This window comes from Mesorhizobium sp. WSM4842 (genome assembly GCF_055901575.1).
Genome location: NZ_CM148372.1, coordinates 4,954,734 through 4,977,614, shown reverse-complemented (window position 1 = coordinate 4,977,614; position 22,881 = coordinate 4,954,734). Strand labels below are relative to the sequence as shown.

Here is a 22,881-nt window from a genome sequence, read left to right as displayed (position 1 = left end):
CGGGACGGCCAATCAGCGACGTTTATGCAGCCAGCGGCAAGGGTGCTAGAGCAAGGGCATTGGTGAGCGGCCGGGAAGCGTCGACTCCCGCCGTTGGATGTTTGTCAACTGAACAGCCGCTTCTGGCGCCGCACGCGCGTTCCGATCGGCGACACGGAAGGCAGAAAACCACCCTGAGCTGCCCTACGCGTCGGGTAGCAAGCGTCAGGCTTTCACCACTAGTCTAGCGGCGGCGTGCAAACCTCAGTTCTTCGGCCGCGGGGGCTCCAGGATCAGCCATTTGATGATGCCCATGGCCGGCAGCACCCAGAGCATGCCGCTGAGCAGGAAGAACAGGAAATGCGCCCACGGTCCCGATTCCGCCAGTTGGGCAACCGCAACGATCGATGCGACCAGCGCATAGACGATGACCAGCGCCACCAGCAGGAAGGTTCCGATCAGCTTCTTCAGGCGAATGGGCATTTCGCGATCCCGTTGATCCCTATCGCTTAGGCCCAACGGAAGAGGCACGCAACAGCCAAGAAGCGGCGCGACGGCGTGCCGCGCTGTCCGGTCTTGCCAGCGGGGTTGCGATGGTTCACCAATCCGCGACTGCAACCTGCCGGGACAAGCCTATGGCTGCCATATCAGCTGCCGCGCCTTTCGTGGCCCGCGACCGCGACCTGCGCAACCGGGCGCTGGTGCGCGGCTGGCTCTACGTCGTGCTTCTGGTGCTGTTCTTACTGGTGCTGGTCGGCGGCGCCACCAGGCTCACCGAGTCCGGCTTGTCGATCACCGAATGGAAGCCGATCCACGGCATCATCCCGCCGCTCAACGACGCCGAATGGCAGGAGGAGTTCCAGCGCTACCAGCAGATCCCGCAATATGCCGAGCTCAACAAGGGCATGAGCCTCGAAGCGTTCAAGTCGATCTTCTGGTGGGAATGGGTGCACCGGATCCTGGCGCGCGGTGTCGGCGTGGTTTTTGCCGTGCCGCTGGTGTTCTTCTGGGCGACGCGTCGCATCGAGCGCGGGCTTGGGCCGAAACTGATCGGGATTCTTCTTCTCGGCGGCCTGCAGGGCGCGATCGGCTGGTGGATGGTGGCGTCCGGGCTGGTCGACCGGGTCTCCGTCAGCCAATACCGGCTGGCAACGCATCTGACCCTGGCCGCGCTGATCTTCACCGCGACCATGGTGGTCGCGCGTGGATTGGCCCCGCACTCCGCGCCCGCCGCCGACCGTTCGACGCAGCGTCTGGCCGGCTTCCTGGTGTTGCTGGCGCTGATCCAGATCTATCTCGGCGGGCTGGTCGCCGGCCTCGATGCCGGCCTGAGCTACAACACCTGGCCGCTGATGGACGGCAAACTTATCCCCGGCGATCTGTTGATCCTCGAGCCGGCATGGCGCAACTTCTTCGAGAGCCCGAAGACGGTTCAGTTCATCCACCGGCTCGGCGCCTACACGACCTTCGTCGCAGCACTTTGGCACATGATCGCGACGCACCGCCGCCAGCCAGGCACGACGCATGCGCACCGCGCGACGCTGTTGTTTCTGCTGGTGCTGGCGCAGGCCTTGATCGGCATCGGCACGCTACTGATGCACGTGCCGCTGCACATGGCGCTGATGCATCAGGCATTTGCGCTTGTCCTGCTGGGTTTCGCCGCAGCGCATTGGCGCGGCACCAAGGGCGCTTATCCCATGCCCAACCAGATCGCCGTCAGAGGCTGAGCCGCACCGTCCTGATCGCCGTGGCAATGGACAATTCGCGGTTCTCATCGACCGCATTGCCGTCTTCATGATGCCATGACGCCGACAGGCAGCCATAGGCGATGGCGTGATCCAGGATGGCTGGCGGCGCCTGGCCGAGCGTTCTGGCGAAGGTCTCGGCCATGTGGGCAATGCGCAGGGGATCGCGGCAAAGGTCGTCGCGCTCGAGCGGATTGTAGAACATGTTCGCCGCATCGAAGCCGGGATCCCCAAGAACGCCCTTCGGGTCGATCGCCAGCCAGTCACGCGGTCCCAGCATGATGTTGTCGTGATGCAGGTCGCCATGCAGCGGCAGCACGTCGACAGGATCGGCCAACAGCCGTTCCGCGGTCGCAGCCGCTTCGACGTAAAGGCTCTTTTCGCCGGCGTCGTGATCGATCTTCGCCTTGTTGAACAGGCTGGAAAACCGTACCCGCAGCGGCTGCAGATCCGGTGGGGCAGGGTGGTCAGATGGCGAGAACAGTCTTGCCATCAACTCGGCCGCGATTGCTGTGGCAGCGTTGTCTCCCTGCTCCGCGAGAACCTGTGACAGCAAGGTTTCGCCGGCATATTCGAGCAGCATGCAGTGACCGTCGCGGCCGAGCAGCCGCACCGCGCCTTCGCCGCGCCGCCAGGCGAGAAAATGCTCGCCGCGCAACTCGTCTTCGACATCGTCGAAAGCTTTAAGGGCCTTGACGATCGCCGGCGAACCGTCCGCGCGAACAACCTTCCAGACGCGGCTGCTGAACGTCTCGGCAATCAGTTCTGGCGCGTTGACCTTCCAGCGTTCTGGAAATGCAGGAGCGTCCATTCAGTGCTCGAGGCCCAGCATCAGATCCATGTTCTGCACGGCAGCACCCGAGGCGCCCTTGCCGAGGTTGTCGTAGACGGCGAGCAGCAGCGCCTGGGCCCTGTCGTCGTTGGCGAAGACATAGAGCTTCATCCGGTTGGTGCCGTTGTAGATTTCGGGATCGATCTCCGGCACGCGCTCAAGCTGCACATAGGGCGCCACCTCGACCACGCCGCCATCGATGGCGGCGAAATGGTCGGCAATCGCCGCATGAAGCTCGGCGCCGGTCGGCACATAGTCGAGGCCGCCGAGCTGCAGCGGCACCACGGTAATCATGCCTTGCGCGAAATTGCCGACCGCAGGCTGCATGATCGGATCATGCGACAGCTTCGCATAGGTCCTGAGCTCCGGCACATGCTTGTGCTGCAGGGTCAGCCCGTAGGGCAGGAATTCCGACGCATCCTCGCCCTTGGCGACATAGTCCTCGATCATCGGCCGGCCGCCGCCCGAATAGCCCGTAATGCCATTGACGGTGACCGGAAAATCCGGCGGCAACAGCCCGGCCGCCACCAGCGGCCTGAGCGTCGCGATCGGGCCTTGCGGCCAGCAGCCCGGATTGGCGACGCGCTTCGCCCTGGCGATTGTCTTCGCCTGATCCTTGTCCATTTCGGCGAAACCATACTCCCAGCCCTCGGCCACGCGATGCGCGGTCGAGGCGTCGATGACCTTGGTGGTGTCGTTGGTGATCAGCGAGACGCTTTCCTTCGCGGCTGCGTCCGGCAGGCAGAGGATCGCGACATCGGCGGCGTTGAGGAACTCGGCTCTAGCTGCCGGTTCCTTGCGGCGCTCGGTCGGAATGGAGATGATCTCCAGGTCGCCGCGCTCGGCAAGCAGCGCCCTGATCTGGATACCGGTGGTGCCGTGCTCGCCGTCGATGAAGATTTTCGGTTTCATTGCCTGCCTTTAATTCCTGATAGTTATATGCCGCTTGCCTGATTCAATGCGGCAACGACGTTATTGCCGCTGTTCAGCTCTTCGAGTCGGGCCTTTCGTTCCGCCAGCAGCCCGAGATAGTGCATGGCCACCGTCGACCCGGCAATTGCCGTTATATCGGCGTGATCATAGGCCGGCGCAACCTCCACGACATCGGCGCCGACGATATCGACCTGATTGATCTGGCGCAGTACCGACAGGATTTTTGCCGAGGACGGCCCACCGGCGACCGGTGTGCCGGTGCCGGGCGCGAAGGCCGGGTCCAGGCAATCGATATCGAAGGTGACATAGGCCTTCTTGCCGCCGGTGCGGTCGACGATGGCATAGGCGATATCGGACGCGCGCATTTCCTCGACTTCGTGGCCGTACAGGATCTTGATGCCGAAGGTGTCGGGTGCATGGGTGCGGATGCCGATCTGGATCGAACGGTCGGGATCGATAATCCCCTCCTTGACCGCGCGGCCGACGAAGGAGCCGTGATCGATGCGCTTGCCATCGTCCGGCCAGGTGTCCTGATGGGCGTCGAACTGGACCAGGGCCAGCGGGCCGTGGATGGCGGCATGCGCCTTGAGCAGCGGCCACGTGACGAAATGGTCGCCGCCGAGCGATAGCAGGAAGACGCCGGATTTCAGGATCTTTGCCGCCTCGCGCTCGATCGTCCCTGGCGTCTTCTGGTGATTGCCACTGTCGAGCAGGCAATCGCCATAGTCGACCACGGCGAGATGTTCGAACAGATCGCGCGAGAACGGATATTGCGGATCGTTGTCGAGGATGGTCGAGGCGCGGCGAATCGCTTGCGGTCCGAAACGCGCGCCCGGCCGGTTGGTGACGGCGGCGTCGAAGGGGATGCCCCACACCACCGCGTCCGCGCCCTTCACGTCCTTCGTGTATTTGCGTCGCATGAACGACAGCGCGCCGGCATAGGTCGGCTCGAAGGACGCACCTGTCCTGGCCCGGGCGGTGAAGGCGTGGTCGATGTTGGTGTTCGGCATGAAGGTCTCCTGTGCGTCGAGGCGCAACCTTATTGGATATAATTCTCAGAAATGCGACCCCCTCCGAGGCCATGGCCATTCGAGCTCGGTCACAAATTCTTGCTTGCCAGGTGAGCCCGCATGGCAAACCCGGAAATTGCGTAGGTAAGCATGAATGCAACCGAAAGTAGAAAGCTATGCCCTCATCGGATGGCATCGGCCGGGAGCGGAACAGATATGGGCGCACGCCACCCGGCCAAACCGACCGCTACGGCGGCGGCATCGATCTCGTCGACCTGATTGCTGGCGACCTGCTGATTGCCGTCGGTTCGAGGTTGCAGAACGGTCGCTTCAGCCGGCATTGACCTGACTTTTCGGCATTTGCGAAGCCGGCTTCGTTCACTGGGCTGTCACGTGCGTCGCTTAACGGGTTCCCATCCGGTACGGAGCGATTCTCATGCAAACGACCTGGCTGAACCTTCTGCTTTCTGCCGCCCTGGTGCTCGTCACAGGCTCGGCATCGGCAGGCGAAACACGCGCCAGACAGATTCTCGACCGTTTCGAACACGCCAACCAATGGCGCGACCATGTCATGGTGGCGGCACACCGCGCCGGCAGCATGCAGGCCCGCAAGACGCTCTATGCGGAGAACTCGATCGCCGCCGTCGAGGCATCGATCGCGCTTGGTGCCGAAATCGTCGAGGTCGACGTCAGGCGCTCCAAGGACGGCGAGTTCGTCGTCATGCACGACAACTGGCTCGACCGCACGACGAACTGCAAGGGCGAGGTGGTCAAGCGCACGCTGGCCGAACTCAAGACCTGCAGACTGGTGATCGAGGGCACTGGCGCCGTCACCGATGAGCCGGTTTCGACGCTGCGCGAGATGCTGGTGGCGACCAAGGACAGGATCCTCATTAACATCGACAACAAGCTCGACGTCGACAGCCTGGCCGGCATGATCGCGGTTGCGCGCGACCTGGGCATGGCCGAGCAGGTGATCGTCAAGGAAAACCTGTGGAACCCGGCCAGGATCACCACTGTCAAGGCCGCCATGGGCGCGATCGGCAGCGGTTTCCAGTTCATGCCGATCATCGCCGACGACGCGGTTCGCGACGCCGGTTTCGCCGAGAAAGTCAGCGGGGCCTTTTCGCCGCGCGCGGTCGAGATGATCAACTGGCGGGCCGGCGCGGAGGCGTTGACCGACACCGGCGGTCCGCTGTTCAGCCCCCGCATGCGCGCGGCGGCGATAAGGGGCGACTGGCACATCTGGGCCAATACCTACGCCATCGTCAACAAGCCGGGCGGCTTTCTCGCCGGCGGGCGCGGCGACGAACTGGCGGTGCTCGCCAATCTGCCGCGCGAGACGTACGGCTTCTGGGCCGAGCGCGGCGCCACCATCATCCAGACCGACGAGCCGAAAGCGGCGATCGACTGGCTGGCGGCAAACGGCTACCGCGTGCCATATTCTAATGAGGCGCGACCGGCGGAGCCGGCGAACACCGCGAGCATCAACTAGACGTGGAGCGGAGCGGGCAAGGGTGCCGCTTCGCCAGCTCGCCGTCAGGCGGCCATCGCTACGCCGTCCAACTCCTTGACGGCATCCTTGGGCAGATCGAGTTCGGCTGCGGCAAGATTCTCCCTGAGATGCTCGACCGATGAGGTGCCGGGGATGAGCAGGATATTGGGCGCGCGTTGGAGCAGCCAGGCGAGCGCGACCTGCATCGGCGTGGCGCCCAGGCGCTGAGCGACGCCGGATAGGGAAGACGACTGCAGCGGGTTGAAGCCGCCGAGCGGAAAGAACGGCACATAGGCGATACCGTCACAGGCGAGTTTGTCGATCAAGGCATCGTCGCCCCTGTGCCCCAAATTGTACTGGTTCTGCACGCAGACGATCCTGGCGATCCGTCGCGCCTCTTCGATCTGCGCTGACGTGACATTGCTTAGCCCGATGTGACTCACCAAACCCTGCCGCTGCAACTCGGCCAGCACAGTGAACGGCGCCTCGATCGACCCTTCGGCAGGGCCATGCGCGTCGAACATGATCCTGAGATTGACCACGTCCAGCACGTCGAGCCCGAGATTGCGCAGATTGTCGTGCACCGCCTGGGTCAGCGCTTCGGCCGAGAAGGCCGGCAGCCATGATCCGTCTTCGCCGCGCCGGGCGCCGATCTTGGTGACAATGACGAGGTCGTCCGGATAGGGCGCGAGCGCCTCGCGGATGAGCAGATTGGTGACGTGCGGCCCGTAGAAATCGCTGGTGTCGATGTGGTTCACCCCAAGCGCAACGGCTTCGCGCAGCGCGGCCAATGCCGCGCCATGGTTCTTGGGCGGACCAAATACGCCGGGTCCTGCGAGCTGCATGGCGCCGTAGCCGAGTCGCTTCACGGTGCGGTCGCCGAGAGTGAATGAGCCGGACTGGTCGATGCTGGACATAGTCTATCTCCGTTCAGGATAGGGCTGAGATAGGCGCTGTCCGATCTCACGATAATTGGGTACATTCCGCACGGGCTGTACGGAATATCGAACAATGAAGATTGATCTCGGAGACCTGAACGCCTTCGTAGCCGTAGCGCGAGCCAAGGGTTTTCGCGATGGCGCCCGCGCGAGCGGCGGCAGTGCGTCGGGCTTGAGCGAGGCGGTGCGCCGCCTCGAGACGCAGCTCGGTGTCAGGCTGCTCAACAGGACGACCCGCAGCGTCGTCTTGACCGAAGCGGGCGCGAGCCTGCTGGCCCGGCTCGGCCCAGCCTTGACCGAGGTGGAATCGGCCCTCGACGTTGTGAATGGCTTCCGCGACAGGCCGGCAGGTACGTTGCGCCTTAATGTGCCGGTCAGCGCGGCGCGGCTGGTGCTGCCCAGCATCGTCCCGGGGTTTCTCGCTGCCTATCCCGGCATCCGGCTGGAGGTGATCGCCGAGGAGAGCTTTGTCGACGTGCTGGCGGCAGGCTGCGATGCCGGGATCCGTTACGACGAGCGGCTGGAACAGGACATGATCGCGGTGCCGATCGGACCGCGCCTTCAGCGCTTTGCCACCGCCGCCAGCCCTGCCTACCTTGACCGCCATGGCCGGCCGGAACACCCGCGCGACCTTCTCGGTCACGCCTGCCTGCGCGGCCGCTTCGCCAGTGGTGCGATGCCGCCGTGGGAATTCGAGCGTGCCGGCGAGGTGGTGCGGGTCGATCCGACGGGGCCGCTTCTCGTGACCATGGGTGGAGCGGCCGATCTCGCCGTCGATGCCGCTATCGCCGGTACCGGCATTGTCAGCCTGTTCGAGGACTGGCTTCGCCCTCACTTTGAGAGCGGTGTGCTCGAACCCGTCCTCGAACCTTGGTGGCAGAGCTTCCCCGGGCCGTTCCTCTATTATCCCGGCCGGCGTCTCGTGCCAGCGCCGTTGCGGGCGTTTATCGACTTCATCAAAGTACCAGCCGATCGTTCCTAAATTTGGATCATGTTAGTAATCACCAAAAGAAAAGGCCGCCCGGAGGCGGCCTTTTTGAATGTCTGAAGCTGCGCAGTGCTTAGCGCTTCGAGAACTGGAACGAGCGGCGGGCCTTCGCCTTGCCGTACTTCTTGCGCTCGACGACGCGGCTGTCGCGGGTCAGGAAGCCGCCCTTTTTGAGCACGGCGCGCAGCGCCGGCTCGTAATAGGTCAGCGCCTTGGAGATGCCGTGACGCACGGCACCGGCCTGGCCGGAAAGGCCGCCGCCGATGACCGTGGCGACGATGTCGTACTGGCCGGCGCGGTTGGCGGCGATGATCGGCTGGTTGAGGATCATCTGCAGGACCGGGCGCGCGAAATATTCGGCGAACACCTTGTCATTGACGACGATCTTACCGGAGCCGGGCTTCACCCAGACACGCGCGATGGCGTTCTTGCGCTTGCCGGTGGCATAGGCGCGGCCCGACTTGTCGAGCTTCTGGACATGGACGGGTGCCGCCGGCTGCGTGTTGGAGTTGCCGGTGGCAGTTCCGAGTTCTGCGAGCGAGGAAAGCTCAGCCATTTTACGAAACCTTCTTGTTCTTGGCGTTCAGCTTGGCCACGTCGAGCGTGACGGGCTGCTGGGCGACATGCGGATGTTCCGTGCCTGCATAGACGCGGAGATTCTTCATCTGGCGACGGCCGAGCGGACCACGCGGGATCATGCGTTCAACGGCCTTCTCGACGACACGCTCGGGGAAACGGCCCTCGAGCAACTGGCGCGCGGTGCGCTCCTTGATGCCGCCGGGGTGGCCGGTGTGCCAGTAATAGACCTTGTCGGTGAATTTCTTGCCGGTGAACACCACCTTGTCGGCATTGATGACGATGACGTTGTCGCCGTCGTCGACATGCGGGGTGAAGGTGGGCTTGTGCTTGCCGCGAAGATGATTGGCGATGACAGTGGCGAGACGGCCGACGACGAGACCCTCGGCGTCGATCAGCACCCACTTCTTCACCACATCCGCAGGCTTCTGCGAAAAGGTTGCCATGGATTGTTGCTTTCGGTTCGGACCTTCCCCCATTCACGATCGACAAGGGAAGGCGTTTCTTGTTGCTTGGATTGACGCAGAGCGCTCGCCCGCCGCCAATAACAAAACGGCGGCCTTTGCGGGCCGCTGTTCTGTGAGGGCTTATAGGTGAGGGCGGTTATCGCGTCAAGGCTGATGAAAACCAATAGGGCAGGAAAAATATAGTAAAAACAAATGTTTGAGCGAAAGGTATTATTTTACCACATCATCAAACCGCTTCGGCGGGATCGAATAGGTTCCCGCGGCGTGCGCTACCGTGTGTCCTCCCGGTCCGGCGACGATGTCGATTTCGAACACCATCAGGCTCTTGCCCAGCTTCAGGATCCGGCAATGGCCGTCGATCGGTCCGGCCTCGGCTTTGCGGACGAAATTGATGTTGAGATTGGTGGTGACCGAAAGCGCATCCGGCCCGGCATGCGAAAGCACGCAGACATAGCCGCCAATGTCGGCCAGCGTGAACAGCGACGGGCCCGACACGGTTCCGCCGGGGCGCAAATGCCGCTCGTCGGCATTCAGGCGCACCGTGCAGCCGCCTGGAAATACGTCGGTCGCCTCGTAGAAGGTGAACTGGTCGTTGAGCTGCGGATAAATTTTCTCAATCAGCGTATTGACCTGCGCGGCAGTCAGCACCGGCTTGAGATTGTTTTGGGCGGGCATAGGCGGTTTCCTGTAGGTGGCGCCGGTATTGGCCGGCGGTCTCAAGGCGGGCACTTGGCTGAGGCCGCGCTGCCGAGAAAACACGTCTCAAGGCTGTTCTTCAATCGGCAGCGTGCTAGTTCTTTTGTTCCATGGCCCGCGAATCCGATGCCCGCTGGCCGATGAAGAGGTTGGAGACATGGCTGAAATCGTCGCCATCAAGCCGGCTGTTGCCGAAGGTCCGGTTGTCGCGAGGCTGGACAAGGGCGTGCTCCGCCTCACGCTCACCATTCCGCCGGCCAATGCCCTGTCGCTGGCGGTGATGGCGGCGCTGACGGCGGAACTCGACCGCGCCAAATCAGACAGATCCGTCCGCGTCATCATCCTGGCGGCGACCGGAAAGGTGTTCTGCGCCGGGCACGACCTCAAGGAAATGACCGCGCGCCGCGCCGACGCCGATCGCGGCAAGGCATTCTTCGAGGAGACGTTTTCGGCTTGTGCGGCACTGATGCAGGCGATCGTGCGCCATCCCAGGCCGGTGATCGCCGAGGTCGATGGTCTGGCGACGGCGGCCGGGGCGCAACTGGTGGCGAGCTGCGATCTGGCGATCGCCTCGCATGAGGCGACCTTCTGCACGCCGGGCGTCAACATCGGGCTGTTCTGCTCGACGCCGATGGTGGCCCTGTCGCGCAACGTCTCGCGCAAGCACGCGATGGAGATGCTTTTGACCGGCGAGACGATCGATGCGGCGACGGCCAAGGAATTCGGCCTGGTCAATCGGGTCGTGCCGCGCGAATATCTGAATCAGATTGTCACCAAATACGCGCAAACCATTGCTGCCAAATCGTCTTTGGTCGTGAAGACCGGCAAGGAAGCCTTCTACGCGCAGGCCGAGATGGGGCTGGCCGAGGCCTATGCCTACACTGGCCGCGTCATGGTTGACAACATGCTGGCGCGCGACGCGGAAGAGGGCATCGGCGCCTTCATCGGCAAGCGCAAGCCGGAATGGACAGACGAATAGATATGGAACCCCGCATCTCTATCATCACCATCGCCGTCGACGATCTCGAGCGCGCCACGCGCTTCTACGAGGCGATGGGCCTGACCCGCCATGCCGGCATCACCGACGGCGTCACCTTCTTCCAGATGGGCGGCGTCATTCTCGGGCTGTTTCCGCGCGAAAGCGCCGAAGCGGATTCAGGCATCACCTTCGGCACGGCGCCGTCGGCGATCTACCTCGCCTACAACACCCGCTCCGACACGGAAGTCGATCACGTGCTTGCGATGGCCGAGAAGGCCGGCGGTCGTATCGTCAAGCCGGCCGGCCGCGCCTTCTGGGGCGGCTGGTACGGTTATTTCGCCGACACGGAAGGGCATGTCTGGGAAGTGGCGCACAATCCGGCTTTTCCGATCGCGGAAGACGGCAGCATCTCGCTGCCGGGCTGATACCACTGCCAGATGGCATATCGCAAGCAACTGATGCGACTGAAGGCTCCCTATCTCAAGCGCATCCTGATCGAGCCGGCGAGGGTCGAAGATTGGGAAAAATATCCGTGGAACCTGCCGATCTTCCGCGGCCACGATTTCGAACTCGAATTCACCACGCCGATCACCATCATCGTCGGTGAGAACGGCACCGGCAAATCGACATTGCTCGAGGCGATCGGCGCGCTGGCCGGATACGATGAGGCCGGCGGCGGTAAGGGCTACATGCCCATCGACCACTCCCGCGCCATCGACAAGAGCGGCGCGGCACTGGCGGAAACGCTGCGCGGCCACTGGCTGCCGAAGGTCACCGCCGGCTGGTTCTTTCGCGCCGAATCTTTTTACTCCGTGGCCCGCTATCTCGATCAGGCCGCCATCGACGCCCATGCGGCGCCGCCCGACTTCCTGTCCTGGTCGCATGGCGAGGGTTTCATCCGGTTCTTCGAGGAGCGCTGCCGCCGGCAAGGTATCTACATCCTAGACGAGCCGGAAAGCGCCTTGTCGCCGACGCGCCAGATCGAGCTTCTCAAGATGCTGCGGCGGATGGATCTATCAGGCACGGCGCAAGTGATCATGGCGACGCATTCGCCGCTGCTGATGGCCTGTCCCGGCGCGCGGCTGTTCCGCATCAGCCGGTTCGGCCTCGACCCGACCGATTTTCACGATACCGATCATTTCCGCATGATGCGCAGTTTCTGCAACGACCCGGATGGTTTTCTCGCCGAAGCTCTGTATGAGGACGAGGCATGAACCACGACGCCTACGACAATGCCTATATCGCCGGCATTCTCAATTCGGTGAAGACCATCGCCATGGTCGGCGCGTCCGCCAACGATGTGCGGCCGAGCTACTTCGTGCTGAAATACCTGCTGGGCAAGGGATTTTCGGTGTTCCCGATCAACCCCGGCCAGGCCAGCAAGGAAATCCTTGGCCGGATGACCTATGCCAGGCTCGCCGATGTTCCCGAGCCGATCGACATGGTCGACGTGTTTCGCGGCTCGGCGGCAGTGCCGGGCGTCGTCGACGAGGTCTTGCGGCTCGATCCGTTGCCGAAAGTTATCTGGATGCAGCTTGGCGTACGCCACGACGAGGCGGCGGCGCGCGCCGAGGCCGCCGGCATCAAGGTGGTGATGAACCGCTGCCCCAAGATCGAGTATGGCAAGCTGTCGGGCGAAATCGGCTGGACCGGCGTCAACTCAGGCGTGCTGTCGTCGAAGAAGCCGCTGATGCGGCCGGGATTCCAGAGTTTTGGCGTCCGCCAGAAGTAGGTAGTGAATGGTGAATGGTGAATAGAAGGATTTTTCTGGAAGGCGGGCAAAGCGGCATATGAGCCGCTTGCAATCAGGATGAGGCTGGCCGACTTTGCCATCCACCATCCACCATCCACCATCCACCATCCACCATCCACCATCCACCATTCAGCATTCAGGGGAGATTTTCGATGACCCGCACGCCCGGTTTCAACACGCTCGCCGTCCATGCGGGGGCCAAGCCCGATCCGGCGACCGGCGCGCGTGCCACGCCGATCTACCAGACGACCTCCTTTGTCTTCGATGATGCCGATCATGCCGCCTCGCTGTTCGGACTAAAAGCCTTCGGCAACATCTATACCCGGATCATGAACCCGACGCAGGCGGTGCTGGAAGAGCGTATCGCGGCGCTCGAAGGCGGCACGGCGGGGCTGGCGGTGGCGTCGGGCCATGCCGCGCAGGTGCTCGTCTTCCATAATCTGATGCAGCCCGGCGACAATTTCGTCGCCGCGACAAGGCTTTACGGCGGCTCGATCAACCAGTTCGGCCACGCCTTCAAGAATTTCGGCTGGCAGGTGCGCTGGGCCGACACCAACGACATCTCGACCTTCGAAAGCCAGATCGACGAAAAGACCAAGGCGATCTTCATCGAGAGCCTGGCCAATCCGGGCGGTGTCTTCGTCGACATCGAGAAGATCGGCGACATCGCCCGTAAACACGGCCTGCCGCTGATCGTCGACAACACGCTGGCCTCGCCCTATCTGGTGCGCCCGATCGAGCATGGCGCCGACATTGTCGTGCATTCGCTGACCAAGTTCATCGGCGGCCACGGCAATTCGATCGGCGGCGCCATTGTCGACGGCGGCACCTTCGACTGGTCGAAATCCGGCAAATATCCGATGCTGTCGGAGCCGCGCCCCGAATATGGCGGCCTCGTCCTGCACGAAACCTTCGGCAATTTCGCTTTCGCCATTGCCGCGCGCGTGCTTGGCCTGCGCGACATGGGCCCGGCGATCTCGCCCTTCAACGCATTCCTGATCCTGACCGGGCTGGAAACCCTGCCGCTCAGGATGCAGCGCCATTGCGACAATGCGGTCACTGTCGCCGGTTGGCTGTCCAATCACCCAAAGATCGCCTGGGTGTCCTATCCCGGCCTGCCCAGCGACAACAACAATGCGCTGCAGAAGAAGTATTCGCCGCTTGGTGCCGGTGCGGTGTTCACCTTCGGCCTGAAGGGCGGCTATGCGGCGGGCATCAAATTCGTCGAGGCGCTCGAACTGTTCTCGCACCTTGCCAATGTCGGCGACACCAAGTCGCTGGTCATTCACCCGGCATCGACCACGCACCGGCAATTGTCGGACGATCAGAAGGTCGCCGCCGGCGCTGGGCCGGATACGGTCAGGCTCTCTGTCGGCATTGAGGATGTCAACGACATCGTCGCCGATCTGGAACAGGCTCTCGCCAAGGTTTGATCCCCGCTGGAAGGAGTTTCCATGACCGCGCCGAAATTTCTCTCCGTCGATATTGAAAGCGTCGAGCCGGAACCTGGCGCGCCGGCGCCAGATCGCCTGATTTCAGGCGATCCAAAGTTCCGCACCTGGAATGTCGAGGAACGCGACGGCGGGCTCTATGCCGGCATCTGGGAGGCGACGCCGGGCAAATGGCGCATCGAGTATGACGAATGGGAGTTCTGCCACATCCTGTCGGGCGTCTCGGTGATATCAGAGGACGCCGGCGAGGCGCGCACCGTCAGGGCCGGCAACAGTTTCGTGCTCAGGCCTGGGTTTAAGGGCAGCTGGGAAGTGCTTGAAACGACTCGCAAGGAGTATGTGATCAAGCTTTGATCACCGTCCGGTGTGCACGGTGAGCGTTTCCAGCCCGTGGAAATGATAGGTATCGCGGAAGCGCGGCTGTTCGGCCAGATGGAGCTGGGGTAGGCGCTCGAACAAGGTTTTCAGCGACACCTGCAATTCGAGCCGGGCGAGCGGCGCGCCGATGCAGAAATGAATGCCGGCGCCGAACGAGACGTTCTTCTGGTCCGCGCGATCCGGCCGGAAGGCGAAGGGTTCGGCAAACGCCGCCGGGTCGTGGTTGGCCATGCCGAGCAGCAGGCCGATCGTCTCGCCCGGCCGCACGATCACGCCTGGCCCGGCCTCAATCTCCTCATAGGCGTGGCGTGTGAACATGTGCAGCGGCGCATCGAAGCGCAGGCATTCCTCGACCGTGGCGGCTGTCGTTTGAGGCGAGGGGAAGAAGCGGCGCGGGTCGCCGCCTTGCGCGAGGATCGCGCGCACCGCATTGCCGGTCTGATGGACGGTTGCCTCGTGGCCGGCATTGAGCAGCAGGATAGCCGAGGACACCAGCTCGTCCTCCGAGAGTTTTTGGTTGTCCTCCTGCGCCGAGATCAGCAGCGACAATAGATCGTCGCCGGGGTTTTTGCGCCGCTCGGCAACATAGCCACGCAGGAAATCCGAAAAATCCCGCGCCGCGCGATTGGCCGTCTCTTCCGTTTCGCGTGTGCGGCCATGCATGTACATGGCGACCATCCGATGCGACCAGTCGAGCAGTTGCGGTCCCATCTCGACCGGCACGCCGAGCATTTCGGCAATGATGGTGATCGGCAAAGGCGATGCAAAAGCCGGCAGCAGGTCGACCTGGCCCGGTTCGAAGCGGTCGATCAGCTCGTTGGCGAGCGCCTCGACACGCGGCCTGAGGCGTTCGACCTGGCGCGAGACGAAGGCGCGGTTGACCAGCGTTCTGAGCCTGGTGTGAACGGGCGGTTCCAGCTCCAGCATCGAATTGGCCTCGATGCCGTCGAAGGCGCTGAGATGCGTGCGTTCCCGGCCGATGCCGCTTCTGTCCGGGATGCCGGCCGGGTTCTGGCGGCCGAAGCGGCGGTCGCGCAGCAGCCGGCTGACGTCGTCGAAGCCGCCAAAGCACCAGAAGCCGAACTCTTCCCAGAAGAAGACGTTCGATGTGTCGTGCATAAAGGCATAGGCCTCGTAAGGGTTTTGGAAGAAAGCCGGCTCGTGCGGATCGAGCCGCATATGGCGGGTGGCCGGATCGAAGGCCAGGTAAGTTGGTGGCACCAAATCGGTCATTCTGGATCATTAGCGCGGCTTGCCAGCTTGGCGCCAGACCGTATGTTGGCGCCCAGTGATCCTTCGAGTTGAGCCAGCCGAAGCGGCTGCGGAAAGACTGACTTGATGAATGTGATCGTGGTTGGCGCAGGCATCGCAGGGCTTTCGACGGCGTGGTCGCTGGTCAAGGCAGGGCACCGGGTCTCGATCGTCGAGCAGGGGTCGATTCCCAATCCGCTTGCTGCCTCAGGCGACCATCACCGCATCATCCGCCGCGCCTATGGTGCAGCGGCGGGCTATGGCCGGCTGATCACCGAGGCCTATGAGGCCTGGGACGAGATGTGGGCCGATCTCGGCGAAAACCATCTCGACCGGCGCGGCTTCATCTGCATTTCGCGGGAGCCGGGAGACGAAGCCGAGGAATACCGCGAGGGCATGGAAGCCGGGAACTACCCCTTCGAACTGTTCGAGCCGGACGCCGCGGTTAGACGCTGGCGGTTCCTGGAGCCCGGTTCGTTCCGCTACGCGTATTTTTCACCGGATGGCGGTGCGCTGCATTGCCGCAGGATCGCCGCCGGCCTGGCCATATGGCTCCGCGCGAACAGCGCCAATGTCTACGAAAACAGCAAGGTGGTTGAGGTCGACGCCGAGGCCGGCCGTATCGTGCTTGAAAGCGGCGAGACGATGCAGGCCGATCGCATCGTCGTCGCCGCCGGCGCCTGGGTGCTGAAACTGTTTCCGGAATTGGACGGCGAACTGAAGACCTGGCGCACCGCGCTCGCCTATGTCGAACCGCCGGCGGATCTGAAAGCCGCATGGCGGACAGCCCCGGTCATCCTCAATGTCGGCGGCGCTGTCGACGGCTACGTGATCCCGCCGTCCGGCGGCGCCGGCATGAAATTCGGCTCAGGGCTGCACCGGGTGCCGACCAGCGACGCCGACTGGAACCGCCAGCCGGTGGCGGGTGAGGGCGAGGCGATCCGCAACCTGTTTTCGCCACCGATCGCCCGTGTCGAGGAATACAAGGTCACCGAGGTCGCCACCTGCGCCTACACCTTCACCGCCGACGAAAAATTCCTGGCGCATGAGAAGGGCAAGTGCCTTGTTGTCTCGGCCTGCTCCGGCCACGGCTACAAATTCGGCGCAGCGGTCGGCCGGCGTGTCGCGGCTTGCGTCGACGACGGCGATTTCGGCGGGCTGAAGAAATGGCTGCGGGCGGAATAGTTTCCAATCGCCAACGCCAAACAGGCTAAAATCTGCAATGGCTGCTAGCCGCCTAGAGGGTAGAAGAAAAGCGCTATGGCTGCGATCGTAAGCAAAACGAAAAAGACGGCATATGCGTAGGCTGTCGTCGGTTCGGATGCGCTTTTCCATTTCAGCGATGAAGCATCGTACAAATCATATCGCGTAAAAACAAACGCGGCGGCTATTCCAAATACAATCACAACCGACACCAGCATGTTTTGCCGTTACCCCCTGCAGTGCCTTAGCGTATACACGCGCCGCCAGCTGGACGAACCGTCCCTGACCATCACGCGGCGCACCACTGTCTGGTAGGAGGCGGGAACCTCGATGATGCGTCGCTGTTCAGGCTGCACCAGAACCTCTTCGGCGATGCTCTCATGCTCGGCGGCACCAACGACGCGGCGCCTGCGCTCCGGCTGCAGCACCACGGTCTCGGCCACGTGGTCGAGGAAGTCAGTTTCCCTGATCACGGCACTTCCCCTGTTTGAGCCTTCAGCGCAAGTTCAACGTTGAATTGTAGGGGAAGCCGCATCGCGGGAAAGCAGTTTCGAGATATTTCGTTAAGCGACGCGGTTAAGAAAGTGCTACGCAGCCGTGCTGCTTCAACAGCAGCAGATGGCTGCCGAAATAGCCTCGGGCGAATTCTGTGCAGAAAGCTTGATTCGACTTAACCGGATGGCTAGGAGGGGCGGCCTTGCGCTAGGGTGAGCCGACATCCTATTTACAGGACAACGATCCAGAACCGATTCTGCCCGACTTGCTAATTTCCCGGCGCCGGAATCCCACCTTTGAAAAGGGATAGTCCATGAAAAACCCCATCGAAACCTACATGAACCTCGTTCCGATGGTGGTCGAACAGACCAATCGCGGCGAGCGGGCCTACGACATTTTCTCGCGGCTCCTGAAAGAGCGCATCATTTTCATCACCGGCCCGGTCGAGGACGGCATGGCGACGCTGGTCTGCGCGCAGCTCCTGTTTCTCGAGGCGGAGAATCCGAAGAAGGAAATCAACCTCTACATCAATTCGCCTGGCGGCGTCGTCACGTCCGGCATGGCGATCTACGACACCATGCAGTTCATCAAGCCGGCGGTAGCGACGCTGTGCATCGGCCAGGCGGCCTCGATGGGTTCGCTGCTCTTGACCGCAGGCGAGAAGGGCATGCGCTTCGCCACGCCGAATGCCCGCATCATGGTCCACCAGCCTTCCGGTGGCTTCCAGGGCCAGGCTTCCGACATCGAGCGCCACGCCCAGGACATCATCAAGCTGAAGCGCCGTCTCAACGAGGTCTATGTCAAGCACACCGGCAAGAGCTACGACGAGATCGAGAAGACGCTCGACCGCGACCATTTCATGACCGCCGACGAGGCCAAGGATTTCGGCCTCATCGACAAGGTCATTTCGTCGCGCGAGCCGGCTGAGGTTGCCGCCGCATAAGCCTGGTGGCAGTGGATGGTGGGAAAACACGCTTTTGATGCCGCTTGCGGCATTTCGGCCACAATTGGCTGTTCCCTCGACGGGAGCAATTGCCTACGTTAAGCCTATGTTGATTTTCGACGGCTTAGCTTTGTGTGGGGTTGGTGCGAATCATTGCGACGTTTTCTGATATGTGTTTCGTATGGAATGCGTTGCGGGAGCCGGAATACTGGCGGCGGCGATTTCCCGCGATAGATTGAGTTATGCGCCCTTTCAACCAGACCATCGGCGGGCGGCTATGAAAGGACATGAAAATGAGCAAGGTCGGCAACAACGGCGGTGATTCCAAGAACACGCTTTATTGCTCGTTTTGCGGCAAAAGCCAGCACGAAGTCCGCAAGCTGATCGCCGGCCCGACGGTGTTCATCTGCGACGAATGCGTCGAGCTCTGCATGGACATTATCCGCGAGGAGAACAAGACCTCGATGGTGAAGTCACGCGAGGGCGTGCCGACCCCGCAGGAGATCCTCAAGGTTCTCGACGACTACGTCATCGGCCAGCCCTACGCCAAGCGCGTGCTGTCGGTGGCCGTCCACAACCATTACAAGCGCCTCGCGCATGCCGGCAAGAACAACGACGTCGAGCTGGCGAAGTCCAACATTTTGCTGATCGGCCCGACCGGTTGCGGCAAGACGCTGCTTGCGCAGACGCTGGCCCGCATCATCGACGTGCCGTTCACCATGGCCGATGCGACGACACTGACCGAGGCGGGCTATGTCGGCGAGGATGTCGAGAACATCATCCTGAAACTGTTGCAGTCGGCCGACTACAATGTCGAGCGCGCCCAGCGCGGCATCGTCTACATCGATGAGATCGACAAGATCTCGCGCAAGTCGGACAATCCTTCGATCACCCGCGATGTGTCGGGTGAAGGCGTCCAGCAGGCGCTGTTGAAGATCATGGAAGGCACGGTCGCCTCCGTCCCGCCGCAGGGCGGCAGGAAGCATCCGCAGCAGGAATTCCTGCAGGTCGACACCGCCAACATACTGTTCATCTGCGGCGGCGCCTTCGCCGGCCTCGACAAGATCATTTCGGACCGCGGTCGCAAGACCTCGATCGGCTTCGGCGCCACCGTCGCTTCGCCCGAGGATCGCCGCACCGGCGATGTTTTCCGCCTGGTCGAGCCCGAAGATCTGTTGAAGTTCGGCCTCATTCCCGAGTTCGTTGGCCGTCTGCCGGTCCTGGCGACGCTGGAGGACCTCGACGAGCCGGCGCTGATCCAGATCCTGACCGAGCCCAAGAACGCGCTGGTCAAGCAGTATCAGCGGCTGTTCGAGATGGAGAATGTCGACCTGACCTTCCATGAGAATGCGCTGTCGGCGATCGCCAAGCGCGCCATCGAGCGCAAGACCGGCGCGCGCGGCCTGCGCTCGATCATGGAAGCGATCCTGCTCGACACGATGTTCGAGCTGCCGGCGCTGGAAGGCGTGCGCGAAGTGGTTATTTCGGAAGAGGTGGTGTCCGGCAACGCCAGGCCGCTCTACATCTATTCCGAGCAGAAGGAAAAGAAGGGCAACGTCAGCGCCTGACGTGAGCCTCTGCAGTGGAAATTCTTCAAACGGCGCCGCGAGGCGCCGTTTTGTTTTGCGGACGGGCCGACCTATGATGAACGGATTGTGACAGATTGGATGAACGGATTGTGACAGATTGGATGAACGGTTTCGTGTTGACCCTTGATCTTTGCCCCCCGTGCCTCCAACTAACGGAGGAAGGCCGGGGTGCCGAATTCTGTGCTGTAAAACTCCCGTCACAAACGGTGGTAGGCGGAACGATCCTCGGTCGTTAATATGAGATTCGCGGTTGGCCGATTGGCGGTCGCGACATGAAAGGTTGGACAATGGCCAAAATATCCAAGGCTCCCAGCGACGGCGTCTTCGCAGTCCTCCCACTGCGCGACATCGTGGTGTTCCCGCACATGATCGTTCCGCTCTTTGTCGGGCGTGAAAAGTCGATCAAGGCGCTGGAGGAGGTGATGGGTCAGGAAAAGCAGATCCTGCTTGCGACCCAGATGAATGCCGCCGATGACGATCCCGAGTCCGATGCGATCTTCGACATCGGCACGCTCGCTAATGTGCTGCAATTGCTGAAGCTGCCGGACGGCACCGTTAAGGTGCTGGTCGAAGGCGCCTCGCGCGCGAAAATCGTTTCGTTCACCGACCGTCCCGACTTCCACGAGGCCCGCGCCGCGGCGCTGGTCGAACCGGATGAGGAAGAGGTCGAGGTCGAGGCGCTGGCCCGTTCCGTCGTCACCGACTTCGAGAACTACGTCAAGCTGAACAAGAAGATCTCGCCCGAAGTGGTGGGTGCCGCCAGCCAGATCGACGACTATTCCAAGCTCGCCGATACGGTTGCCTCGCATCTTGCCATCAAGATCCCCGAGAAGCAGGAGATGCTGGCCACGCTTTCGGTCAAGGAGCGGCTGGAAAAGGCGATGGGCTTCATGGAAGCCGAAATCTCCGTCCTGCAGGTCGAGAAGCGCATCCGCTCGCGCGTCAAGCGCCAGATGGAGAAGACGCAGCGCGAATACTACCTCAACGAGCAGATGAAGGCGATCCAGAAGGAGCTCGGCGAGGGCGAGGACGGCCGCGACGAGGCCGCCGAGATCGAGGCGCGCATCAAGAAGACCAAGCTCTCCAAGGAGGCCCGCGAAAAGGCGGAAGCCGAGCTGAAGAAGCTGCGGACGATGTCGCCGATGTCGGCTGAATCGACCGTCGTGCGCAATTATCTCGACTGGATCCTGTCGATACCATGGGGCAGGAACTCCAAGGTCAAGCAGGATCTGGCCTTCGCGCAGAACGTGCTCGACACCGACCATTTCGGCCTCGACAAGGTCAAGGACCGCATCGTCGAGTATCTCGCCGTGCAGAGTCGCCAGAAGAAGCTGAAAGGGCCAATCCTGTGCCTCGTCGGACCTCCCGGCGTCGGCAAGACCTCGCTCGGCAAGTCGATCGCCAAGGCGACCGGCCGCGAGTTTATCCGCATGGCGCTGGGCGGCGTGCGCGACGAGGCTGAAATCCGCGGTCACCGGCGCACCTATATCGGCTCGATGCCCGGAAAGGTCATCCAGTCGATGAAGAAGGCGAAGAAGTCCAACCCGCTCTTCCTGCTCGACGAGATCGACAAGATGGGCCAGGATTTCCGCGGCGACCCGTCGTCGGCCTTGCTTGAGGTGCTCGATCCCGAGCAGAACTCGACGTTCATGGACCACTACCTCGAGGTCGAATACGACCTGTCGAGCGTGATGTTCGTGACGACGGCGAACACGCTGAACATCCCTGCGCCCTTGATGGACCGCATGGAGATCATCCGTATCGCCGGCTACACCGAGGACGAGAAGATCGAGATCGCCAAGCGCCACCTGATGCCCAAGGTGATCCGCGATCATGCGCTGCAGCCGAAGGAGTTCTCCGTCGGCGAGGACGCGATCCGCGGCATCATCCAGACCTACACCCGTGAAGCGGGCGTCAGGAGCCTGGAGCGCGAGCTGATGAAGCTCGGCCGCAAGGCGGTGACCGAGATCCTGAAGACGAAGAAGAAGACGGTCGACATCACGGCGGACAATCTCGCCGATTACCTTGGTGTTCCGCGCTTCCGCTTCGGTCAGGTCGAGGCCGACGATCAGGTCGGCGTGGTCACCGGGCTCGCCTGGACGGAAGTCGGCGGCGAGCTGCTGACGATCGAAGGCGTCATGATGCCCGGTAAGGGTCGTATGACGGTGACCGGCAATCTGCGCGATGTGATGAAGGAATCGATCTCGGCGGCGGCCTCCTATGTCCGCTCGCGGGCTATCGATTTCGGCGTCGAGCCGCCGCTGTTCGACAAGCGCGACATCCACGTCCACGTGCCCGAGGGCGCAACGCCCAAGGACGGGCCGTCGGCGGGTGTGGCGATGGCGACGGCGATCGTCTCGGTGCTGACCGGCATCCCGGTCAGGGCCGATGTGGCGATGACCGGCGAAATCACGCTGCGCGGCAGGGTGCTGCCGATCGGCGGGCTCAAGGAGAAGCTGCTTGCAGCGCTGCGCGGCGGCATCAAGAAGGTGCTGATCCCGGAAGACAATGCCAAGGATCTGGCGGAGATTCCGGACAACGTGAAGAACGGTATGGAGATCGTTCCGGTCGGGCGGGTCGGTGAAGTCTTGCGACATGCGCTGGTGCGTATGCCGGAGCCGATCGATTGGGTTGAACCGGTCAATGCGCCGGCTGCGGTGGATGCCGGAGACGACGCCGGCAAGTCGCTAGCTCATTAGCACCTTCTAAAGTTGCAATGCACAAGAGAGAGCCGGGCCGAGCGCCCGGCTTTTTCATGTGAAAAACCCCGGAATTCCGCGGTTTTTTCGACTCTTTTGACGCTTTTCGACTTGGTTGCGGAAGCGCTTCTTTCTAAAGTCCGTTTCCTGCCGGATGAGTCTACGTTCCGGTTTCTCATGGAAGGGAATTTTTATGAACAAGAACGAACTGGTGTCCGCTGTCGCCGATGCCGCGAGTATTTCGAAGGGTGACGCGCAGTCGGCGGTTGATGCGGTGTTCTCCGTCATCACCGGCGAACTGAAGAAGGGCGGCGATGTCCGGCTTGTCGGCTTCGGAAATTTCACCGTGTCAAAACGCGCTGCCTCGACCGGCCGCAATCCGCAGACCGGCGCGGAAGTGCAGATTCCGGCGCGCACCGTGCCGAAGTTTTCGGCCGGCAAGGGCCTCAAGGACGCAGTCAACTAAGCGGCCTTCGTACCC

At 62.4% G+C, this 22,881-nt stretch carries 25 protein-coding genes; 15 read left to right on the top strand and 10 right to left on the bottom strand.

What is annotated here, in order from left to right:
* Positions 1–243: 243 nt before the first annotated feature.
* Positions 244–462, bottom strand: coding sequence for a DUF2842 domain-containing protein (locus AC0NIE_RS24245; protein ID WP_029353452.1), 219 nt, complete (start codon positions 460–462; stop codon positions 244–246).
* Positions 463–614: 152 nt separating this feature from the next.
* Between AC0NIE_RS24245 and AC0NIE_RS24240 the strand changes: the two genes are divergently transcribed.
* On the top strand, positions 615–1,706 hold the full coding sequence (locus tag AC0NIE_RS24240) for a COX15/CtaA family protein (RefSeq protein ID WP_473488867.1): 1,092 nt from the start codon (positions 615–617) through the stop codon (positions 1,704–1,706).
* On the opposite strand, the gene AC0NIE_RS24235 is transcribed toward AC0NIE_RS24240, so the two are convergent.
* The 3 genes from AC0NIE_RS24235 to speB are packed head-to-tail and all read right to left on the bottom strand — an operon-like array spanning position 1,696 to position 4,499.
* Positions 1,696–2,535 (bottom strand): aminoglycoside phosphotransferase family protein, encoded by an 840-nt coding sequence (locus AC0NIE_RS24235; RefSeq protein ID WP_473488868.1) that lies wholly within the window; start codon positions 2,533–2,535, stop codon positions 1,696–1,698. The genes AC0NIE_RS24240 and AC0NIE_RS24235 overlap by 11 nt on opposite strands.
* Positions 2,536–3,468, bottom strand: a complete 933-nt coding sequence (gene argC / locus AC0NIE_RS24230) for an N-acetyl-gamma-glutamyl-phosphate reductase (protein WP_473488869.1) — start codon at positions 3,466–3,468, stop codon at positions 2,536–2,538.
* A gap of 23 nt (positions 3,469–3,491) precedes the next feature.
* Entirely contained in the window at positions 3,492–4,499 is a 1,008-nt protein-coding gene (speB, locus tag AC0NIE_RS24225; protein ID WP_473488870.1) for an agmatinase, read from the bottom strand.
* Positions 4,500–4,675: 176 nt separating this feature from the next.
* Here speB and AC0NIE_RS24220 point away from each other — a divergent pair, with 176 nt between their 5' ends.
* Together AC0NIE_RS24220 and AC0NIE_RS24215 are read left to right on the top strand one after the other, a co-directional pair.
* Complete coding sequence (locus tag AC0NIE_RS24220; RefSeq protein ID WP_473488871.1) at positions 4,676–4,843, top strand: hypothetical protein; 168 nt, start codon at positions 4,676–4,678, stop codon at positions 4,841–4,843.
* Between the two features lie 92 nt (positions 4,844–4,935).
* Complete coding sequence (locus AC0NIE_RS24215) at positions 4,936–5,994, top strand: glycerophosphodiester phosphodiesterase family protein (protein ID WP_473488872.1); 1,059 nt, start codon at positions 4,936–4,938, stop codon at positions 5,992–5,994.
* 44 nt (positions 5,995–6,038) lie between these two features.
* On the opposite strand, the gene AC0NIE_RS24210 is transcribed toward AC0NIE_RS24215, so the two are convergent.
* Positions 6,039–6,911, bottom strand: coding sequence for an aldo/keto reductase family oxidoreductase (locus AC0NIE_RS24210; RefSeq protein ID WP_473488873.1), 873 nt, complete (start codon positions 6,909–6,911; stop codon positions 6,039–6,041).
* 94 nt (positions 6,912–7,005) lie between these two features.
* On the opposite strand from AC0NIE_RS24210, the gene AC0NIE_RS24205 reads away from it, so the two are divergent.
* Positions 7,006–7,914 carry a LysR family transcriptional regulator gene (locus AC0NIE_RS24205; protein WP_473488874.1) on the top strand — a complete coding sequence of 303 codons (909 nt, stop codon included), beginning with the start codon at positions 7,006–7,008 and terminating at the stop codon, positions 7,912–7,914.
* Between the two features lie 79 nt (positions 7,915–7,993).
* Here the strand turns inward: AC0NIE_RS24205 and rpsI are convergent, their stop codons facing one another.
* The 3 genes from rpsI to AC0NIE_RS24190 all read right to left on the bottom strand — a co-directional run bounded on the left by rpsI (position 7,994) and on the right by AC0NIE_RS24190 (position 9,638).
* Positions 7,994–8,476: a 30S ribosomal protein S9 gene (rpsI, locus tag AC0NIE_RS24200; RefSeq protein WP_473488875.1), complete on the bottom strand. Its 483-nt coding sequence runs from the start codon at positions 8,474–8,476 to the stop codon at positions 7,994–7,996.
* Between the two features lies 1 nt (position 8,477).
* Positions 8,478–8,942, bottom strand: coding sequence for a 50S ribosomal protein L13 (gene rplM, locus AC0NIE_RS24195; RefSeq protein ID WP_023798353.1), 465 nt, complete (start codon positions 8,940–8,942; stop codon positions 8,478–8,480).
* 231 nt (positions 8,943–9,173) lie between these two features.
* Positions 9,174–9,638 carry a PaaI family thioesterase gene (locus AC0NIE_RS24190; RefSeq protein WP_473488876.1) on the bottom strand — a complete coding sequence of 155 codons (465 nt, stop codon included), beginning with the start codon at positions 9,636–9,638 and terminating at the stop codon, positions 9,174–9,176.
* Between the two features lie 178 nt (positions 9,639–9,816).
* On the opposite strand from AC0NIE_RS24190, the gene AC0NIE_RS24185 reads away from it, so the two are divergent.
* The 6 genes from AC0NIE_RS24185 (at position 9,817) to AC0NIE_RS24160 (ending at position 14,196) form a co-directional block, all read left to right on the top strand.
* Positions 9,817–10,638: an enoyl-CoA hydratase gene (locus AC0NIE_RS24185; protein WP_473488877.1), complete on the top strand. Its 822-nt coding sequence runs from the start codon at positions 9,817–9,819 to the stop codon at positions 10,636–10,638.
* A gap of 2 nt (positions 10,639–10,640) precedes the next feature.
* The gene (locus AC0NIE_RS24180) at positions 10,641–11,063 is read left to right on the top strand and encodes a VOC family protein (protein ID WP_352954477.1); all 423 of its coding nucleotides are present in this window, start codon (positions 10,641–10,643) and stop codon (positions 11,061–11,063) included.
* Positions 11,064–11,075: 12 nt separating this feature from the next.
* Entirely contained in the window at positions 11,076–11,852 is a 777-nt protein-coding gene (locus AC0NIE_RS24175) for an AAA family ATPase (protein WP_473488878.1), read from the top strand.
* Entirely contained in the window at positions 11,849–12,370 is a 522-nt protein-coding gene (locus AC0NIE_RS24170) for a CoA-binding protein (protein ID WP_473488879.1), read from the top strand. The genes AC0NIE_RS24175 and AC0NIE_RS24170 overlap by 4 nt, the downstream gene beginning before the upstream one ends.
* A gap of 173 nt (positions 12,371–12,543) precedes the next feature.
* Positions 12,544–13,824, top strand: coding sequence for an O-acetylhomoserine aminocarboxypropyltransferase (locus AC0NIE_RS24165; RefSeq protein ID WP_473488880.1), 1,281 nt, complete (start codon positions 12,544–12,546; stop codon positions 13,822–13,824).
* 21 nt (positions 13,825–13,845) lie between these two features.
* Positions 13,846–14,196 (top strand): cupin domain-containing protein, encoded by a 351-nt coding sequence (locus AC0NIE_RS24160; protein ID WP_473488881.1) that lies wholly within the window; start codon positions 13,846–13,848, stop codon positions 14,194–14,196.
* Here the strand turns inward: AC0NIE_RS24160 and AC0NIE_RS24155 are convergent, their stop codons facing one another.
* A complete protein-coding gene (locus AC0NIE_RS24155) occupies positions 14,197–15,453 on the bottom strand; it encodes a cytochrome P450 (RefSeq protein WP_473488882.1) in 1,257 nt (418 codons plus the stop codon).
* Between the two features lie 105 nt (positions 15,454–15,558).
* Here AC0NIE_RS24155 and AC0NIE_RS24150 point away from each other — a divergent pair, with 105 nt between their 5' ends.
* Positions 15,559–16,656, top strand: a complete 1,098-nt coding sequence (locus tag AC0NIE_RS24150) for an NAD(P)/FAD-dependent oxidoreductase (protein ID WP_473488909.1) — start codon at positions 15,559–15,561, stop codon at positions 16,654–16,656.
* Positions 16,657–16,901: 245 nt separating this feature from the next.
* Here the strand turns inward: AC0NIE_RS24150 and AC0NIE_RS24145 are convergent, their stop codons facing one another.
* Positions 16,902–17,147 carry a hypothetical protein gene (locus AC0NIE_RS24145; protein WP_473488883.1) on the bottom strand — a complete coding sequence of 82 codons (246 nt, stop codon included), beginning with the start codon at positions 17,145–17,147 and terminating at the stop codon, positions 16,902–16,904.
* A gap of 335 nt (positions 17,148–17,482) precedes the next feature.
* Here AC0NIE_RS24145 and clpP point away from each other — a divergent pair, with 335 nt between their 5' ends.
* The 4 genes from clpP to AC0NIE_RS24125 all read left to right on the top strand — a co-directional run bounded on the left by clpP (position 17,483) and on the right by AC0NIE_RS24125 (position 22,866).
* The gene (clpP, locus tag AC0NIE_RS24140) at positions 17,483–18,112 is read left to right on the top strand and encodes an ATP-dependent Clp endopeptidase proteolytic subunit ClpP (protein WP_292393103.1); all 630 of its coding nucleotides are present in this window, start codon (positions 17,483–17,485) and stop codon (positions 18,110–18,112) included.
* Positions 18,113–18,405: 293 nt separating this feature from the next.
* The gene (clpX, locus tag AC0NIE_RS24135; RefSeq protein WP_029353486.1) at positions 18,406–19,680 is read left to right on the top strand and encodes an ATP-dependent Clp protease ATP-binding subunit ClpX; all 1,275 of its coding nucleotides are present in this window, start codon (positions 18,406–18,408) and stop codon (positions 19,678–19,680) included.
* A 308-nt stretch (positions 19,681–19,988) separates the two neighbouring features.
* Positions 19,989–22,400 (top strand): endopeptidase La, encoded by a 2,412-nt coding sequence (lon, locus tag AC0NIE_RS24130; RefSeq protein ID WP_292186529.1) that lies wholly within the window; start codon positions 19,989–19,991, stop codon positions 22,398–22,400.
* A gap of 193 nt (positions 22,401–22,593) precedes the next feature.
* Entirely contained in the window at positions 22,594–22,866 is a 273-nt protein-coding gene (locus tag AC0NIE_RS24125) for an HU family DNA-binding protein (RefSeq protein WP_023798342.1), read from the top strand.
* The last annotated feature ends 15 nt before the right edge of the window (positions 22,867–22,881 follow it).

Bases quoted from the DNA above. Each gene is read 5' to 3' on its own strand.
- clpP (WP_292393103.1), top strand. From the start codon at position 17,483: ATGAAAAACCCCATCGAAACCTACATGAACCTCGTTCCGATGGTGGTC.
- lon (WP_292186529.1), top strand. From the start codon at position 19,989: ATGGCCAAAATATCCAAGGCTCCCAGCGACGGCGTCTTCGCAGTCCTC.
- AC0NIE_RS24165 (WP_473488880.1), top strand. From the start codon at position 12,544: ATGACCCGCACGCCCGGTTTCAACACGCTCGCCGTCCATGCGGGGGCC.
- AC0NIE_RS24220 (WP_473488871.1), top strand. From the start codon at position 4,676: ATGCCCTCATCGGATGGCATCGGCCGGGAGCGGAACAGATATGGGCGC.
- AC0NIE_RS24210 (WP_473488873.1), bottom strand. From the start codon at position 6,911: ATGTCCAGCATCGACCAGTCCGGCTCATTCACTCTCGGCGACCGCACC.
- AC0NIE_RS24190 (WP_473488876.1), bottom strand. From the start codon at position 9,638: ATGCCCGCCCAAAACAATCTCAAGCCGGTGCTGACTGCCGCGCAGGTC.
- AC0NIE_RS24215 (WP_473488872.1), top strand. From the start codon at position 4,936: ATGCAAACGACCTGGCTGAACCTTCTGCTTTCTGCCGCCCTGGTGCTC.
- AC0NIE_RS24160 (WP_473488881.1), top strand. From the start codon at position 13,846: ATGACCGCGCCGAAATTTCTCTCCGTCGATATTGAAAGCGTCGAGCCG.
- rplM (WP_023798353.1), bottom strand. From the start codon at position 8,942: ATGGCAACCTTTTCGCAGAAGCCTGCGGATGTGGTGAAGAAGTGGGTG.
- AC0NIE_RS24175 (WP_473488878.1), top strand. From the start codon at position 11,076: ATGGCATATCGCAAGCAACTGATGCGACTGAAGGCTCCCTATCTCAAG.
- AC0NIE_RS24170 (WP_473488879.1), top strand. From the start codon at position 11,849: ATGAACCACGACGCCTACGACAATGCCTATATCGCCGGCATTCTCAAT.
- argC (WP_473488869.1), bottom strand. From the start codon at position 3,468: ATGAAACCGAAAATCTTCATCGACGGCGAGCACGGCACCACCGGTATC.
- AC0NIE_RS24180 (WP_352954477.1), top strand. From the start codon at position 10,641: ATGGAACCCCGCATCTCTATCATCACCATCGCCGTCGACGATCTCGAG.
- AC0NIE_RS24150 (WP_473488909.1), top strand. From the start codon at position 15,559: ATGAATGTGATCGTGGTTGGCGCAGGCATCGCAGGGCTTTCGACGGCG.
- clpX (WP_029353486.1), top strand. From the start codon at position 18,406: ATGAGCAAGGTCGGCAACAACGGCGGTGATTCCAAGAACACGCTTTAT.
- AC0NIE_RS24155 (WP_473488882.1), bottom strand. From the start codon at position 15,453: ATGACCGATTTGGTGCCACCAACTTACCTGGCCTTCGATCCGGCCACC.
- AC0NIE_RS24245 (WP_029353452.1), bottom strand. From the start codon at position 462: ATGCCCATTCGCCTGAAGAAGCTGATCGGAACCTTCCTGCTGGTGGCG.
- AC0NIE_RS24235 (WP_473488868.1), bottom strand. From the start codon at position 2,535: ATGGACGCTCCTGCATTTCCAGAACGCTGGAAGGTCAACGCGCCAGAA.
- speB (WP_473488870.1), bottom strand. From the start codon at position 4,499: ATGCCGAACACCAACATCGACCACGCCTTCACCGCCCGGGCCAGGACA.
- AC0NIE_RS24205 (WP_473488874.1), top strand. From the start codon at position 7,006: ATGAAGATTGATCTCGGAGACCTGAACGCCTTCGTAGCCGTAGCGCGA.
- AC0NIE_RS24185 (WP_473488877.1), top strand. From the start codon at position 9,817: ATGGCTGAAATCGTCGCCATCAAGCCGGCTGTTGCCGAAGGTCCGGTT.
- AC0NIE_RS24125 (WP_023798342.1), top strand. From the start codon at position 22,594: ATGAACAAGAACGAACTGGTGTCCGCTGTCGCCGATGCCGCGAGTATT.
- AC0NIE_RS24240 (WP_473488867.1), top strand. From the start codon at position 615: ATGGCTGCCATATCAGCTGCCGCGCCTTTCGTGGCCCGCGACCGCGAC.
- rpsI (WP_473488875.1), bottom strand. From the start codon at position 8,476: ATGGCTGAGCTTTCCTCGCTCGCAGAACTCGGAACTGCCACCGGCAAC.